We start from the raw sequence: 14,701 nt of genomic DNA, 5'->3' as shown, positions 1-14,701 counted from the left end.
AGAGTGGTGAGAATCATCATTAGGTATAGCCCGTCGGCGCAATTAACGGCGGAAGGATTCTACTTTCTCAAACGCGGCGCGCAGAGCCTCAGGCGTTAACGTCACCGGCAGATAGTGAATCGACTCCACCGGGCGCAGGATGTGGGCGATGACCTTATCCAGCTCGTCGCGGTTATTGAAGTCGACGTCCAGCTCGCGAAGCGTGGTCGGCAGGTTAAAGCGCCGGTATGCCGCCACCAGCTGTGCCAGCACGTCGTCCTGGCCGAGCAGGGCACTTTGCACCAGAATGCCGTAGGCCACCTTAGTGCCGTGCAGGTATTTTTCCGTCTGCGGCAGCACGGTTAAGCCGTTATGCACCGCGTGCGCCGCCGCCACGCGGGTATAGCGCTCCCCCAAACCACCAACCATACCGCCGCCGGCAATAATGGCATCCACAACGTCCCGGAACGCCTGCGTTTGTTCGCCGCGCTGCTGGTCTTCTAGCGCCTCTTCGCTGCGCTCCAGCAGCACGTCGCGGATTGCCAGCGCGCCGTTAAGGCCAAGGCGCACGGTCAGCGGCAGGTTTTCCGGCTGTGGGGCGAGCACCGCCGCTTCGTACCACTTCGCCAGCGTATCGCCGATGCCCGCCAGCAAATATTCCGCCGGGGCGTTCAGAATGATCCGCGGCTCCACCAGCACCAGAAAGTTAGCGTCGTCAAAAATCTCAAACTGTAGCGCCTGACCGGCATCGTTGTACCAGACGGAGAGCGGCGTCCACGCTGCGCAGGTGGCGGCGATGGTGGGAATGCCCACGAACGGCACGCCCAGACGACGCGCCACGGCCTTGACGGTATCCATCACCGCGCCGCCGCCGATGCCAATCACCACGCTGGCTTCGCTTCCCGCTTCGTTCACCAGACGGGTGACGTCGCGCTCGCTGCAATGGCCCTTAAACAGCAGCTGTTTTGCCCCCGGCGCGGTAAAACTCTGCGGCAGATAAGGGCGCGCGCCCTCAATCGCCCGCTCGCCGTAGATCCACACCGCGCGGGAAAGCTGTTCCGGGGTAAAGAAATCATCCAGGCGCGCAAGGCTTCCCGGATGAGAGAAGTAGTTCGCCGGGCCGGGCACGACGCGAATATCGGTGTTGCTCATGGAGTTGTCCTTATTTTAGCAAGCGCTAACCTGATGTTATGTCTGGACATCCGGATGGCTAATAATATTTCGCTTTATCTTATGCCTTTTCCGTCGTTGTCAGTCAACCGGAGCTGTGAAAAATTCGCTAAATCAGAAGAGTAATGAAGGATTTACGCGGATGGTTTCCAGTCGCCTAGAGATGCGCGATATCAGCCTGGCCTTTTCCGGCTTTCAGGCGCTGTCGCGCGTGGACTTCACGCTGAACGGCGGGTCGGTGCATGCGCTGACTGGCGCCAACGGTGCGGGGAAATCAACGCTGATGGCGGTGCTGTGCGGGACGCACGACCACTATGAGGGCGAAATCTCCATTAATAACCAGCCGGTAAGCATCCGCGAGCCGCTGGACGCCAAACGGCTGGGCATCCACCTCGTGCAGCAGGAGGTGGACGTGGCGCTGATCCCGGGGTTAAGCATTGCTGAAAACATCATGCTCGACCAGCTGGCGCAGCCCGGGCACCGCTACCGCTGGCGCACCGTTCGTCAGCAGGCGAGACAGGCACTGGCGCAGCTGGATGTCGCTCTGGACGTTCGCCGCTCCATCGACGGCTGCACGCTTGCCGAAAAGCAGCAGATTTTGCTGGCACGCGCTTTGTCCCACCACTGCCGTTTTTTGATTCTTGACGAGCCCACCGCGCCGCTGGACGCGCACGAGAGCGAGCGTCTGTTTGCGGTGGTAAGACGTCTGCAACAGCAGGGCATCGGCGTGGTGTTTATCTCCCACCGCATTCACGAGCTAAAAGCTATCTGCGACACCCTGACGGTGCTGCGCGACGGTAAGCTGATTGAGTCCGGCCCGATGGCCGATCTCAGCGGTGAAGAGATTGTTGAGAAGATGCTCGGCCACGTGCTGAGCGATATCTACCCGCCCGCGCGACCGCCGCACGGCGACGAAACGCTGCTGCGAGTGGAAGGACTGCACGACGACGCGCTGCTGAAGGATATCTCCCTGCACCTGCGCAAAGGCGAAATTCTCGGGATTGCCGGGCTGGCGGGGGCGGGGAAAACCGAACTCTGCAAGGCGCTGTTTGGCGCCACCAAAAGCCGCGTGGCGCGCGGTGAGTTGAACCATCAGGCCTGGCAGCCGCGCGATCCGGCTGACTCGGTGCTGCGCGGCCTGGCGCTGGTGCCGGAGGAGCGGCGCAAGGAGGGCATTTTTATCGACGAGCCGGTGAGCATGAACCTTGCCGTGTGCGCCGATAACAGCTTCTCGCGCTGGAGCCTGTTCGGCCATCGCCAGGCGTGGCGCTGGGCGGAAGAGGTCATTGTCCGCATCGGCGTGCGCGCCCGCGGACCGGGACAGGTGCTGCGCCGTCTGTCCGGCGGTAACCAGCAGAAGGTCGCCATCGGCAAGTGGCTGCGTAATGACGCCAGCGTGCTGATCTTCGACGAGCCGACCAAAGGCGTGGACGTGAAGGCCAAAACCGATCTGTTCCAGCTGATTGACGGCCTGGCTCGCGAGGGCAAAGGGGTGATTTACGCCTCCGGCGAGTTCGCCGAGCTGGTGGGGCTGTGCGACCGCATCTGCGTCCTGTGGGACGGGCGCATCGTGGCGGAAATCGCCGGGGCCGAGGCCCGTGAAGAGACACTACTTTATTATTCAACCGGAGGAACGGCGTCGTGAGCAAGGCCCTTTCAGTAAACGCGACGGCGTCTGGCCGTCAGCAACTTTTTGATTTTCTCTACAAGTGGGGCATGTTGCTGACCGTCGTCGCGCTGGTGGCCGTCTTTGGCCTGGCGTCGGACAGCTTCCTCGACCCGAACAACATCATTAACATTCTGCGCTCGATTGCCATCGTGACGGTGATTGCCGTTGGCGTGTCGATTTCGCTGACCGTCGGCGGGTTCGATCTCTCCGTGGGCTCCACGGCGTCGCTGGCGAACGCGCTGGTCATTTCGCTTTTCGTCTGGCACGGCTTCGGCACCACCGAGTCGATTGTAATCACTCTCGCGCTCTGCACGCTGGTCGGCCTGTTTAACGCTTTCCTGATCGTCATCCTGCGTATTCCGGACATGCTCGCGACGCTCGCCAGCCTGTTTGTCATCCAGGGCGTGGCAATGACCTACAGCTACGGCGGGTCGATTACCGAGAACATGGTGCTGCCGAGCGGCGACATGGCGGAAGGGACCATTCCGGCGGCGTTCAGCCTGCTGGGGCAGGTGCCGACCATCGTCATCATCATGCTGGCGGTGACCCTTCTGGCGCAGCTGGGGCTGTCGCTGACCACTCACGGACGCCGCATGTATGCCATTGGCGGCAACCCGGAAGCGGCGCGCCTCTCGGGCATTCGCACCACGCGCTATAAGGTGGCGGCCTACGTGATTGCCTCTCTGCTGGCGGGGCTGGGCGGCATTCTGCTGGCCTCCCGCATTGGATCGTCGCAGGTCAATGCGGGCGGCGGCTATCTGATGGATGCGGTGGCCGCGGCGTGGATCGGCTTCTCGCTGGCCGGGTCCGGCAAGCCGAACGCGCTTGGCACGCTGGTGGGGGCGGTGATCCTCGGCGTGCTGTCGAACGGGCTGGTGATGCTCTCCGTGCCGTATTACGCCATGGACATAATAAAAGGGCTGGTGCTCGCGGTGGCACTGGCGATTACCTACATACAAAAACGCTGACAACACAACGGGATAAAAATGAAAAAGATTGCGCTCTCTTTGGTCGCACTGGGGTTACTCACTTCTCTGCCGGGATTTGCGGCCACGCCCGCGCCGGTTCCGGCCGCCATTGCGAACCACGACGGACCGATCCGCATCGCGGTGATCCGTAACCTCGGCTCGGACGACAACACCACGCAGTTTGTTGCCGGGGCCATTCAGGAAGGGAAAAAGCTCGGCTTTAAGGTCAGCACCTTTTTGAGCAACGGGGATGACGCTAAATTCCAGGATTTTGTTAACCAGGCCATCAGCCCGAAATATGACGGGATCATCCTGTCGCAGGGACGCGATCCGTACTCTACCGCGCTGGTGAAGAAGGCGGTGGATGCCGGGATCAAGGTCGCCGTATTTGATACCGCCGTAAACGGCGAGATCCCGGGCGTGACCGTCACCCAGCAGGACGACGCCTCGCTGACGAATCTCTCCTTCGGCCAGCTGGCGAAAGATTTCAACGGCAAGGCCAACATCGTCAAGCTGTGGGTGGCGGGCTTCCCGCCGATGGAGCGCCGTCAGGCAGCCTATAAAGAATTGCAAAAGCAGTACCCGGAGATTAAAGAGCTGGAGTCCATCGGCGCGGTCTCTTCTGACGTGCAGGGCGACACCGCCAACAAGGTGGGCGCGATCCTGGCGAAATACCCGAAAGGCAAAATCGACGCCATCTGGGGCACCTGGGACGCCTTCAGCCAGGGGGCGTATAAAGCGCTGAAGGAGAATGGACGCACCGAGATCAAGCTCTACAGCATTGACATCTCCAACCAGGATTTACAGCTGATGCGCGAGCCGGGTAGCCCGTGGGCAGTGAGCGTGGCGGTGGATCCGAAGCTGATTGGTGCGACTAACGTGCGCCTGATCGCCAACAAGATTGCCGGGGAAGCCACGCCTGCCACTTACGACTTCAAAGCCGCTGCGATCCCGCAGGCGCTGCTGACCGCGCAGCCGGGGGCAGTGAACGTAGCGTCGCTGGGTAAAATCATTCCGGGCTGGGGCCAGACGGAAGATTTTATCGCGCCGTGGTTTGCGACGCTGGAAGCGAAAAATAAATGAGCATCCTCCCCACGCCAGAATACAGCCGCAATATGCGGCTGATCGGCCATAGCGACCAGGGCGGTCGCCCGGACGGCGTGCAGCTGATGGTGCACCGCGGTTTCGCCTATATCGGCCACATGGTGTCGCAGGGCTTTTCGATTGTCGACGTGCGCGACCCGAAAAACCCGAAACCCGCGGGCTATTTTCCTGCGCCGCCGGGCACCTGGAACGTGCACCTCCAGGCGCATGACGACCTGCTGCTGGTGATCAACGCCCGGGATCTGTTTGCCGATGCCCGCTTCGCCGACGAGAAGGTCTACTACACCCGTCAGGTAGGAGAGACCGTCAGCGACGTGCAGGACAGGGGCTGGAGCGCCGGGCTTCGCGTTTTTGATATCTCCACGCCGGACGCGCCGCGCGAAATTGGCTTTCTCTCGCTGAGCGGCATCGGCATTCACCGCATCTGGTACGTCGGTGGCCGCTGGGCGTACGTGTCGGCGCTGATCGACGGTTTTACCGACTACATCTTTCTGACGATCGACCTGGCCGACCCGCGTAAGCCTGAGGTGGCAGGGCGCTGGTGGCTGCCGGGGATGAACCAGGCCGAAGGCGAACAGCCGAACTGGCCGGAAGGGAAACGCTACGCGCTCCACCACGCGATTATTGCCGGCGATACGGCGTACGGCAGCTGGCGCGACGGCGGCTTAACGCTGCTGGACGTGAAGGACCGTACCCAGCCTAAGCTTATTAGCCACCGTAACTGGAGTCCGCCGTTTGGCGGCGGGACGCACACCGCGCTGCCGCTGCCGGACCGGGATCTGCTGGTGGTGCTGGACGAAGCGGTGCTGGATAACCAGCAGGACGGCGAGAAGCTGATCTGGCTGTTTGATATCCGCGAGCCGTCGAACCCGGTGAGCATCTCGACCTTCCCGCAGCCAAATGAAACCGACTACGTGGCAAAAGGGGCGCATTTCGGCCCGCACAACCTGCACGAGAACCGGCCGGGGAGCTTTGTCAGCTCAACGCTGATTTTTGCTACCTATCAGAATGCGGGCGTGCGCGCGTATGACATCTCCAATCCGTATCGCCCAGTGGAAATCGGTGCGCTGGTGCCCGCGGCACCGGAGAGGATGATGGACACGCGGCCGAATCGCCCGCAGGTGATCCAGTCCTGTGACGTGTTTGTGGATGCGCAGGGAATTATTTACAGCACGGACTATAACGGCGGGCTGTCGGTGATTGAGTATCTGGGGTAAGTGCGGTTTGATGCCCTCTCCCACAGGGAGAGGGAGAAAATCAACTGTATTGCCGCACCCGCGCCACCAGATCTTCCGCGCTGTCGATACGGTCGGCAATCACAATGAGCGCCTTGCCGAGCGTTATCGCGTGGCGTAGGCACTCGTGGCGCATGGCCTCGTCCTGGATGCTATCGATATCCGCGACGTGGGAAAGCCCGACGCTGCGGCGAATGAGTTCGGTGCCGCAGAAGCCGATGGCGTCATGCCAGACCTTTTTCAGGAACGCGGAGGCATAGCCTGGCGCGCTGAGCGCGGCGTCGCGCGTTTTCTCGTGTGCCAGCGTCTGGAAGCGTTCCGCAAAGGTGTTCCACAGCTCCTGAATATCGGTCAGGCGCTGCTCGCGCGCGGCGGCGGCATCGCGAATGCCCAGATGCCCCGGCAGGCCGCAGAAGTTGAGCAGCAGGTTGCCGATGGCGGTGCCGACGTCAAATCCAATCGGCCCGAAATAGCCGAACTCGGCGTCGATGGCCTTCAGGCTGCCGTCGGCCACAAAAATCGAGCCGCTGTGAATATCCCCGTGCAGCAGCGCTTCGGCATGCGAGAAGAAGCGGTGCTTCAGGGCGGCCACGGCAATTTTTAGCGGGGCGTCGTCGCGCAGGGCGGCGACGTCATTTTCCAGCTCGGCAGGGTAGTTATTGCGCTCATGAACCTGGTACGGATCGTTGAAGAACAGATCTTCGGTGATCTCACACATCTCCGGGTTGATGAATTTCGCCACCTGCGCTTTTTTCGCGTGCGGGTGCAGATAGAAATCGCTGGTGTGGAACAGCGCGTGCGCGAGGTATTCGCCCAGCTGGCGCGCCGCCTGCGGGTAGTAAATGTTGTTGATCAGCTCGCCGCGCCAGATGCGATGGCTGGAGAGATCTTCCATCACCATCACCGCCAGTTTCGGGTCAAAGTGGTGGATTTTCACGGTGTGCTGCGGGCTGTGCTGGTAATGCTCGACCAGGGTTTGCGCCTCGAGGCGGGCGCGATCCAGCGTCAGCGGCCAGGACTCGCCGACGCAGCGCACGTAGGGCAGCGCCTGTTTAACGATGATGCGGCTCACGCCCGCGCTGTCGAAAATTTTAAAAACCAGATTGAGGTTGCCGTCGCCCACTTCCTGCGCCTCTACCAGCGATGACGGATCGTCAAGCCCACCAAACTGCCTGGCATACTCCACGGCGTCCTGAGCGGTAAAGGTACGGTATTGCGACATGGCCTGTTCCTCACGAGTTAACTAATTAAGACATGTAGACGTCTATACATCTGGATTTCATCCTGACACAATGTGCTACAACAACGCAACAGGGAATTAACGACATGCAGACATTACAGACGACCAGCCTGCGGGTGGCGGATAATCAGCTCTTTATTCTCGACCAACAGGCGCTTCCGCAGGAGAAACGCTGGCTGGATGCCTCAACGGTGGAGGCGCTGGTTGGGCATATCCACGCTCTGCGCGTGCGTGGCGCACCGTTGATTGGTCTCTCTGCAAGCCTGCTGCTGGCGCTGCTGGCGGAAAACGGCAAAAGCCGCGATGAGCTGGCGGCGGCGCTGGAAACGCTTCGCGCATCCCGCCCGACGGCGGTAAACCTGATGAACAACCTCGACCGCATGAAGCTTGCGCTGTGGGAAGAGGATTTTGTTCCGGCGCTGGTGGCGGAGGCGCTGCGCCTGATTGACGAAGACAAACGGCTTTGCGACGCGATTGCAAAAGCGGGCAGCGCGCTGGTGAGGCCCGGCAGCCGTCTGCTGACCCACTGCAACACCGGCGGGCTGGCAACCGCGGGCGTCGGTACGGCGCTGGGCGTGATTGCCCGCGCGCATCAGGAGGGTAACGTCAGCAGCGTCTGGGTGGATGAAACCCGTCCGCTGTTGCAGGGCGGCAGGCTGACCGCATGGGAGCTGGGCGAGCTGGGGGTGCCGTATCAGCTGATTACCGACTCCATGGCCGCCAGCCTGATGGCGAAAGGGGAGGTGGACGCCGTGTGGGTGGGGACAGACCGTATCGCCGCCAACGGCGACGTGGCGAATAAAATCGGCACTTATTCACTGGCGGTGCTGGCGAAATTCCACGGCATTCCGTTCTACGTCGCCGCCCCACAAACGACGCTCGACCCGGCCTGCCCGAACGGGGATGCGATCCCCATCGAGCAGCGCGCCGCCAGCGAAGTGACGGGCGTTGCCGGAAGCTTTGGCGCGGTGCAGTGGGCGCCGGAAGACGCGCAGGTCTATAACCCGGCGTTTGACGTCACGCCTGCCTCGCTGATTAGCGGCTGGGTGCTGGATACGGGTGTGGTCACGCCGGATGAGGTGGCGGAAGGGAAATTTGCCTGAGAATAGCTTGCCTGAAGAGGCGCTCGACTGGTGAGACAGGTGAAGGGGCGGTGTACGCTGATGCCCTCACCCCGGCCCTCTCCCACGGGGAGAGGGAGCAAGGCGAATATCTATGCCAGGCGTGGATACGCATCCGCAATTGCATCTCCGGTAAACTGGGCCACCCATCCCTCCGGATTATCGAAAATACGAATGGCGGTAAAGTTCGGCTCTGAGCCCATATCAAACCAGTGCGGCGTGCCCGCCGGCACGGAAATCAGGTCGTTTTTCTCGCACAGTACCTGGTACACCTCATCGCCAATGTGCAGGCAGAACAGCCCGGCACCTTCCACGAAAAAGCGCACTTCGTCTTCGCCGTGGGTGTGTTCGTTCAGAAACTTCGCGCGCAGCGCCTCTTTCTGCGGGTTGTCGGCGCGCAGGCTGATGACATCCCAGCTCTGGTAGCCTTTCTCTGCCACCAGCTTGTCGATCGCGTGTTGATACGCCGCGATCACGGCTTCGGGCGCAGGATCCTGTCCTAAATCACGGTCTGCCGCCCAGCGCTCAAAGCGCACGTCTTTAGCGTTCAGCTGTTGAGCGATTTCGGCGGCGTCGGTGCTGTGCCACAGAGGCTTGCTGGCGTCTTTATCGGAATAAATGGTCAATGCGCTCATGAAGGGATCTGCTCCGGATTAATCTCGTCAAACTGGTGGATTTGATGGTGATGGCTCGCGCCGTCATCTTCACCGCGAATCAGTTGCAGGGTGCGAAAACCCGCCTGTTCAGCCGCGTCCAGCTCCTGGTGAATATCCGACAGGAACAGGATCTGCGACGGGGCGATGCCCGTTTGCGCCGCTATGTTCTGGTAAGACTGCACCTCGCGCTTGGCGCCGATGTGGGTGTCAAAATAGCCGCTGAACAGATGAGTAATATCACCTTCGTCGCTGTAGCCAAATAACAGTTTCTGCGCAGCAACGGAGCCAGAGGAATAAACATAGAGATCAATCCCTTGCGCCTTCCATTTTTCCAGCGCGGGCAGAACGTCAGGGTACAGATGGCCGGTAAAGTCACCGTTGATGTAGCCCTCCTGCCAGATGATGCCTTGCAGGGCTTTGAGCGCCGTCGATTTGCGGTCTTCATCCATAAAGCTAAACAGCACGTTGATGAGATCGCCGACGCCGGCATGCGGATCGCTGATTTCATCGCGCAGGTTGTCCAGAATCGATTTGACCGGCTCGGCGTACTGCTGGGCGGTCACGAAGGCCGCCAGCCGCTCACGCGCGTAGGGGAACAAAACGTCATGGACAAAACGAATATCGCTGGTGGTTCCTTCAATATCCGTCACAATCGCGCGAATCATACTCTCTCCAGGTGTCGTAAACGCATTTCGCATTCAAATAAGAACTCTAATCCTTCCAGATGACGGCGGGCTTCGGCTACGTCGCGTCCCCAGCAGGTTAAGCCATGGCCGCGCAGAAGAAAACCATAATTAAGCGGACGCTCCTGGGCGTAATGGGCGATGCGCGAGGCGAGGGCGTCGATGTCCTGGTCGTTATCAAACACCGGGATGGCGACGGTATCCAGATGGGTAGTCTGCCCGGTAAGCGATTTCTGCATCTCGAAACCGCTGATATTCAGTTCGGCTTCTTTGACCAGACGCGACAGCACCGTGGCGTTAACGGTATGAACGTGCAGGACAGCGTTAGCCTCCGGGAACAGGCGATAGATAAGGGTGTGTAGCCCGGTCTCCGCCGACGGTTTTCGACCGGACGGCGCCCGGTTAGTGGCGATCTCCACCTGTAGAAAATCGTCGGTGGTCAGGCTGCCTTTGTCCTTGCCGGATTCGCTGAGCCAGCAGAGGTGCTCGTCCTGACGCACCGACATATTACCGCCGGTGGCGGGTGCCCAGCCTTTGGCGCCTATCCAGCGGCAGGCGTCGACCAGGTGTGTGAGCAGCAGGTTGTCTGTCATTTCCTTTTACCCCTCGGCCAGGAATATTGATATGGTTTAGACGTCTAAGCGTCTTGATTGCCAAAGACTAACATCGTGTTATAGTGGCAGCAACATAAGTATTACAAGCAGGCACGACAACATGAGCATTAACGCATTGATCCCGCAGAGTAAACTTCCTGATCTCGGTACCACCATCTTTACGCAGATGAGCGCCCTGGCGCAGCAGCACAATGCCATTAACCTCTCGCAGGGGTTCCCCGATTTCGATGGTCCGAAATATTTGCAGGAACGTCTGGCGCACCACGTGGCGCAGGGGGCGAATCAGTATGCGCCAATGACCGGCGTGCAGGCGCTGCGGGAGGCCATTGCCGACAAAACGGCTGAGCTGTATGGCCATAAGCCCGATGCGAACAACGATATCACGGTGACGGCAGGAGCGACCGAAGCGCTGTACGCGGCCATCACCGCGCTGGTGCGCGCGGGGGATGAAGTCATCTGCTTTGACCCAAGCTACGACAGCTATGCGCCTGCGGTTGAACTCTCCGGTGGCGTGGTGAAGCGTGTGGCGCTACAGCCGCCGCATTTCCGCCCGGACTGGCAGGCGTTCGCCGCGCTGCTGAGTGATAAAACCCGTCTGGTGATCCTGAATACCCCGCACAACCCGTCGGCGACGGTGTGGCAAAAGGCCGATTTTGCCGCGCTGTGGCAGGCTATCGCCGAGCGGGAAATTTACGTCCTGAGCGATGAAGTCTACGAGCACATCTGCTTTGCGGCGGAAGGGCACGCCAGCGTGCTGGCCCATCCGCAGCTTCGCGAGCGCGCGGTAGCGGTGTCGTCATTTGGCAAGACCTACCATATGACCGGCTGGAAGGTAGGGTACTGCGTGGCCCCGGCGGCCATCAGCGCGGAGCTGCGCAAGGTGCACCAGTACCTGACCTTTGCGGTCAATACGCCTGCCCAGCTGGCGCTGGCGGACATGCTGCGCAGCGAACCGCAGCACTATCGCGAGCTGCCGGATTTTTACCGCGCGCGTCGGGATATGTTTGTAAATGCGCTGAGCAAAAGCCGTCTGGAAATTCTGCCGTGCGAAGGGACCTACTTCCTGCTGGCGGACTACAGCGCGATTTCCGATCTGGACGACGTCAGCTTTTGCCGGTGGCTGACGACGGAGGTGGGCGTGGCGGCTATTCCGCTGTCGGTGTTCTGCGCCGATCCCTTCCCGCATAAGCTGATTCGCCTGTGCTTTGCGAAACAGGAATCGACGCTGCTGGCGGCGGCGGAGCGTCTGGCGACGCTCTGACTATTTCACCGTCCAGGCTTCGGAATAGCGACGGTCTGCAAACAGCTCCAGCAGGCCGTTGATCTGCTTCAGGCGCAGCACCTCGTCGCTGTCCATCCCCAGTTCCTTACCGATTTTCTCATCATTCCAGCCAAGCTGGGCCAGCTCCCGGACGATATCGGACATGGCGTTGATCTGGTGGCGTCCCCGTGCACGGTTGTGGCGGATGGTGGCGGCCATCCGGTCAAGCTTTTGCTGGCGATCTTTGCGCAGGCAGGTGACGGGCAAATACCCCCGAAGCTGGCGCTTCAGCGCGGCCCTGCTTTTACCGATTTCGTGACGATGGAATCCGTCGACAATTTCGTAATGCGCCGGCTCGCTTTCGGTTACCACGATGGGCTGGGTAAAGCCGTCCAGTTCCAGCGATTTGCTGAGCAGCCGTTTTTCCGGTGGCGCCACGTTATTGGGGTTGTAGTCGTTGGCGCTGATGTCGTCCTGCCTGATCCACAGCACGCAGTCGACGGGCTGATCGCGAAACGGGCTGAGCTGATGCATGGCCTGGCGAAACGCATTGATAGCGTCAATTCTTTTCTCATCGCTTAACGTCTGAAGGTACGCTTCCATTTCGCTGATTATTCGTTGTTGCATAAAATTCCCCACTCCTTGCGTTTTGATTTCATTCGTTCGCTGTAGCGCTGATAGTGCCTGGGTTTGTTAGGGCTAAACGAGAGCGCCCGACACCAGTAATCGTTATTCAGCAGAACCTTACATATCCGCCGCCAGGAGGGGATATCCTTGGCACCAATATCGCCCTCCTGCGTTTCGGGGATATCCGCCATCCCGCGCTTCTGATACCAGTGCAGGTACACCGCGACCTTGTTGCGGTAATGTTCAGCGGTCGATTGCGGCATGCTGTCGAGCAACAGCATGGCGTATTCGCGCCAGCTGAGGTGGTCGGGCTTGAGGATCTTCCTGTGGCCGTAAAAATGGTTATCTTGCCCGGCGTAAATCCCGCCGCTGCGCACGCCGCTCACGCGTTCGCACATGGCAGCCCAGCGATCGGGCTCCACAACGTGGTAGAGCCATAACCCCTGACGCTGTTCGGGACCAAAGGGCTCACAGATGCGCATATAGCGCGGCGGTACGCCGGCCTGGTACATCAGGTCGTAGAGGGGGTTATAGGGGCTGCCGGATTTGGCAAACCAGGTCCAGATGTCGGCGGTTTTCCAGTCGTAAAGAGGATAGATATACCAGGCATGCCCGCCCGGCGCGACGGTGGTCCAGGGTTTGTCATCGGAAAAGCGCTGCTTGCGGGCGGAGGCGATAGCCAGAAAGCGGTTATAGGATTCATCGGCGCGGATGCCCACCATCACTGCGGCGGGGCGCCTTCGCGCATACCATTCGGCAAAGTCCCGGACGAAGGCTTCGAAGGTCATTCCCTGCTGATAAAAAACGAAGTACTGTGGGTCGGTAATGGCATCTTCAGGCGGCAGGCGAACCCAGCGGGTGCCCGGCTCCCAGCACTGCCATTCGGGCTGAAACTGGGACAGGGCATTTTGCGTGGTGATCGGCAGAGCCACCCACCAGAAGTGATGGATGACGTCCTGATACAGCACCCGCATGTTTTCGATGTGCTCGATGGTGCTTGAAAACTGTGCTTCCCAGTCCAGAAAAAGCACGTCGATTTTTCGCTTTAAGCGCCGTGCCTGCTGCGCGACGAGGTGGAGCATAACCGTTGAATCTTTTCCGCCAGAAAAGGAGACACAGACCCGCGTCAGGTTCTGAAGCGTCCAGTTTATGCGTTCTGTAGACGCCTCCAGAACATTTTCCTGAAGCGGTAATTTATAGAGAGACATGATGAATCGCGTCCTGCGTATTGAAGACTTTTTACATTATTGAAGGCCAATAATGTAATTATCTGTCTGTATTCACAAATCATCAATGCTATATCGTGCGCCTGCTCACGGGCGGCGATGGTTCATTATATTGATACGATTAATGCGCCAGCTTATGCATTTTTTCAATGAATGTTGAAAAAACGGTGCTGTTCAGCGACGAGCGGTTGTACAGCATATAAACAGGAATAACCGGTAATTCAAACGGAGGGATAAGGCGTTTTAAACCTAGCGACGATTTATACGTTTCAAAAATAGAAATCGGGATATACCCTAAAAGGTCCGACATGCTCACCATTGAGACAATCGAGCTTATGGAGTCCGTGCGAAAGGCGATATTTCTGTCAGGATAAATGTTAGATACACGGCCCTGAAGCTCCTTAATACCCGGATTATTGCTCTGGTAGAAGGTAAACTTCTCCTGCTTTAGCTGGTCCAGCGTGACCTCGCCGTCAAGGCGCGAATGGTCCTGACGACAAAATAGCACAGACGGAATCGTCACGAAGTGAGAGCACACCACGGCGCGGCTGTTGATCGGCGAGACGGTAAAGATCAGGTCGGCTTTGCGGTAGGCCAGCAAATCCTCAGCAGACTCTGCCGAAACAAGCATATCCCGTTGTTCTATCTCGTAATTTTCATGAGACATCAGCAGCCGGATGGGTTCATAAAGGTAGCCCGGAGAGACCATCTGCGAGCAATAAATCACAAACTTCTTTTTGATGTCGGCATCGTGCATCAGGTTGATGGTCTGCTCGATCTGGTTGAGGTTTTTCTCAAGATGCTGGTGCAGATTGATGCCAACAGTCGTCGGGGTGATACCTTTACCGGAACGAATAAACAGCGGATCGTTCAGTTGACCACGCAAACGCTGAAGCGACTGGCTTACCGCGGAAGGGGTGATATAAAGCATTTCCGCTGCTTTACTGATGCTAAGATGTTGATAAATGCATTCAAAAATAACTAACAGGTTAAGATCGAACTTTTTAAGATCGTAAAGGTTTGCCATGTTTCATCCTGACTGTGCCGTGTGTGCGGGTATGACATATTGTTGATAACTATAGTTTAAAGCTAACCATTTACAATCCTTTTGGTTAACCTGCTTAAAAAGATATTTAAGTCATCTTAAT

14 protein-coding genes are annotated in these 14,701 nt (G+C 58.9%); 6 read left to right on the top strand and 8 right to left on the bottom strand.

Going from position 1 to position 14,701, the window contains the following annotated elements; translation table 11 throughout:
* Positions 1-42 precede the first annotated feature (42 nt).
* A complete protein-coding gene (locus A3466_RS03510) occupies positions 43-1,131 on the bottom strand; it encodes an oxidoreductase (protein ID WP_063449405.1) in 1,089 nt (362 codons plus the stop codon).
* Positions 1,132-1,291: 160 nt separating this feature from the next.
* Here A3466_RS03510 and A3466_RS03505 point away from each other — a divergent pair, with 160 nt between their 5' ends.
* From A3466_RS03505 to A3466_RS03490, 4 genes are read left to right on the top strand one after another with little or no spacing between them, the layout of a single operon-like run.
* On the top strand, positions 1,292-2,794 hold the full coding sequence (locus A3466_RS03505) for a sugar ABC transporter ATP-binding protein (RefSeq protein ID WP_063449404.1): 1,503 nt from the start codon (positions 1,292-1,294) through the stop codon (positions 2,792-2,794).
* Positions 2,791-3,786: an ABC transporter permease gene (locus tag A3466_RS03500; RefSeq protein ID WP_048999873.1), complete on the top strand. Its 996-nt coding sequence runs from the start codon at positions 2,791-2,793 to the stop codon at positions 3,784-3,786. Before A3466_RS03505 ends, A3466_RS03500 begins: the two co-directional genes overlap by 4 nt.
* 18 nt (positions 3,787-3,804) lie before the next feature.
* Positions 3,805-4,869, top strand: coding sequence for a sugar ABC transporter substrate-binding protein (locus A3466_RS03495; RefSeq protein ID WP_063449403.1), 1,065 nt, complete (start codon positions 3,805-3,807; stop codon positions 4,867-4,869).
* Positions 4,866-6,107, top strand: coding sequence for an LVIVD repeat-containing protein (locus tag A3466_RS03490; protein ID WP_063449402.1), 1,242 nt, complete (start codon positions 4,866-4,868; stop codon positions 6,105-6,107). The genes A3466_RS03495 and A3466_RS03490 overlap by 4 nt, the downstream gene beginning before the upstream one ends.
* A gap of 40 nt (positions 6,108-6,147) precedes the next feature.
* Here the strand turns inward: A3466_RS03490 and mtnK are convergent, their stop codons facing one another.
* A complete protein-coding gene (mtnK, locus tag A3466_RS03485; protein ID WP_063449401.1) occupies positions 6,148-7,347 on the bottom strand; it encodes an S-methyl-5-thioribose kinase in 1,200 nt (399 codons plus the stop codon).
* 104 nt (positions 7,348-7,451) lie between these two features.
* Between mtnK and mtnA the strand changes: the two genes are divergently transcribed.
* Positions 7,452-8,468 (top strand): S-methyl-5-thioribose-1-phosphate isomerase, encoded by a 1,017-nt coding sequence (gene mtnA / locus A3466_RS03480; protein WP_063449400.1) that lies wholly within the window; start codon positions 7,452-7,454, stop codon positions 8,466-8,468.
* 110 nt (positions 8,469-8,578) lie between these two features.
* Here the strand turns inward: mtnA and A3466_RS03475 are convergent, their stop codons facing one another.
* From A3466_RS03475 to A3466_RS03465, 3 genes are read right to left on the bottom strand one after another with little or no spacing between them, the layout of a single operon-like run.
* Positions 8,579-9,121 (bottom strand): 1,2-dihydroxy-3-keto-5-methylthiopentene dioxygenase, encoded by a 543-nt coding sequence (locus tag A3466_RS03475; protein ID WP_063449399.1) that lies wholly within the window; start codon positions 9,119-9,121, stop codon positions 8,579-8,581.
* Positions 9,118-9,807, bottom strand: coding sequence for an acireductone synthase (mtnC, locus tag A3466_RS03470; protein ID WP_063449398.1), 690 nt, complete (start codon positions 9,805-9,807; stop codon positions 9,118-9,120). Before mtnC ends, A3466_RS03475 begins: the two co-directional genes overlap by 4 nt.
* Entirely contained in the window at positions 9,804-10,418 is a 615-nt protein-coding gene (locus tag A3466_RS03465) for a methylthioribulose 1-phosphate dehydratase (protein WP_063449397.1), read from the bottom strand. The genes mtnC and A3466_RS03465 overlap by 4 nt, the downstream gene beginning before the upstream one ends.
* A 121-nt stretch (positions 10,419-10,539) precedes the next feature.
* Here A3466_RS03465 and A3466_RS03460 point away from each other — a divergent pair, with 121 nt between their 5' ends.
* Positions 10,540-11,700, top strand: coding sequence for a pyridoxal phosphate-dependent aminotransferase (locus tag A3466_RS03460; RefSeq protein WP_063449396.1), 1,161 nt, complete (start codon positions 10,540-10,542; stop codon positions 11,698-11,700).
* Here A3466_RS03460 and A3466_RS03455 read toward each other — a convergent pair whose 3' ends face one another.
* The 3 genes from A3466_RS03455 to citR form a co-directional block, all read right to left on the bottom strand.
* Positions 11,701-12,327: an IbrB-like domain-containing protein gene (locus A3466_RS03455; protein ID WP_063449395.1), complete on the bottom strand. Its 627-nt coding sequence runs from the start codon at positions 12,325-12,327 to the stop codon at positions 11,701-11,703.
* The gene (locus A3466_RS03450; RefSeq protein WP_063449394.1) at positions 12,312-13,535 is read right to left on the bottom strand and encodes a phosphoadenosine phosphosulfate reductase; all 1,224 of its coding nucleotides are present in this window, start codon (positions 13,533-13,535) and stop codon (positions 12,312-12,314) included. Before A3466_RS03450 ends, A3466_RS03455 begins: the two co-directional genes overlap by 16 nt.
* 139 nt (positions 13,536-13,674) lie before the next feature.
* Complete coding sequence (gene citR / locus A3466_RS03445; RefSeq protein ID WP_063449393.1) at positions 13,675-14,580, bottom strand: DNA-binding transcriptional repressor CitR; 906 nt, start codon at positions 14,578-14,580, stop codon at positions 13,675-13,677.
* Between the last annotated feature and the right edge of the window lie 121 nt (positions 14,581-14,701).

Origin of the sequence: Enterobacter genomosp. S (assembly GCF_001631805.1) — a bacterium.
GTDB lineage: Bacteria > Pseudomonadota > Gammaproteobacteria > Enterobacterales > Enterobacteriaceae > Enterobacter > Enterobacter quasihormaechei.
This window is presented reverse-complemented; position numbering and strand designations above follow the sequence as displayed.

Coding starts and splice junctions, on each gene's coding strand:
- A3466_RS03510 (WP_063449405.1), bottom strand. CDS start 1,131: ATGAGCAACACCGATATTCGCGTCGTGCCCGGCCCGGCGAACTACTTC.
- A3466_RS03450 (WP_063449394.1), bottom strand. CDS start 13,535: ATGTCTCTCTATAAATTACCGCTTCAGGAAAATGTTCTGGAGGCGTCT.
- A3466_RS03495 (WP_063449403.1), top strand. CDS start 3,805: ATGAAAAAGATTGCGCTCTCTTTGGTCGCACTGGGGTTACTCACTTCT.
- A3466_RS03505 (WP_063449404.1), top strand. CDS start 1,292: ATGGTTTCCAGTCGCCTAGAGATGCGCGATATCAGCCTGGCCTTTTCC.
- citR (WP_063449393.1), bottom strand. CDS start 14,580: ATGGCAAACCTTTACGATCTTAAAAAGTTCGATCTTAACCTGTTAGTT.
- A3466_RS03490 (WP_063449402.1), top strand. CDS start 4,866: ATGAGCATCCTCCCCACGCCAGAATACAGCCGCAATATGCGGCTGATC.
- A3466_RS03465 (WP_063449397.1), bottom strand. CDS start 10,418: ATGACAGACAACCTGCTGCTCACACACCTGGTCGACGCCTGCCGCTGG.
- mtnK (WP_063449401.1), bottom strand. CDS start 7,347: ATGTCGCAATACCGTACCTTTACCGCTCAGGACGCCGTGGAGTATGCC.
- A3466_RS03475 (WP_063449399.1), bottom strand. CDS start 9,121: ATGAGCGCATTGACCATTTATTCCGATAAAGACGCCAGCAAGCCTCTG.
- mtnC (WP_063449398.1), bottom strand. CDS start 9,807: ATGATTCGCGCGATTGTGACGGATATTGAAGGAACCACCAGCGATATT.
- A3466_RS03460 (WP_063449396.1), top strand. CDS start 10,540: ATGAGCATTAACGCATTGATCCCGCAGAGTAAACTTCCTGATCTCGGT.
- A3466_RS03455 (WP_063449395.1), bottom strand. CDS start 12,327: ATGCAACAACGAATAATCAGCGAAATGGAAGCGTACCTTCAGACGTTA.
- mtnA (WP_063449400.1), top strand. CDS start 7,452: ATGCAGACATTACAGACGACCAGCCTGCGGGTGGCGGATAATCAGCTC.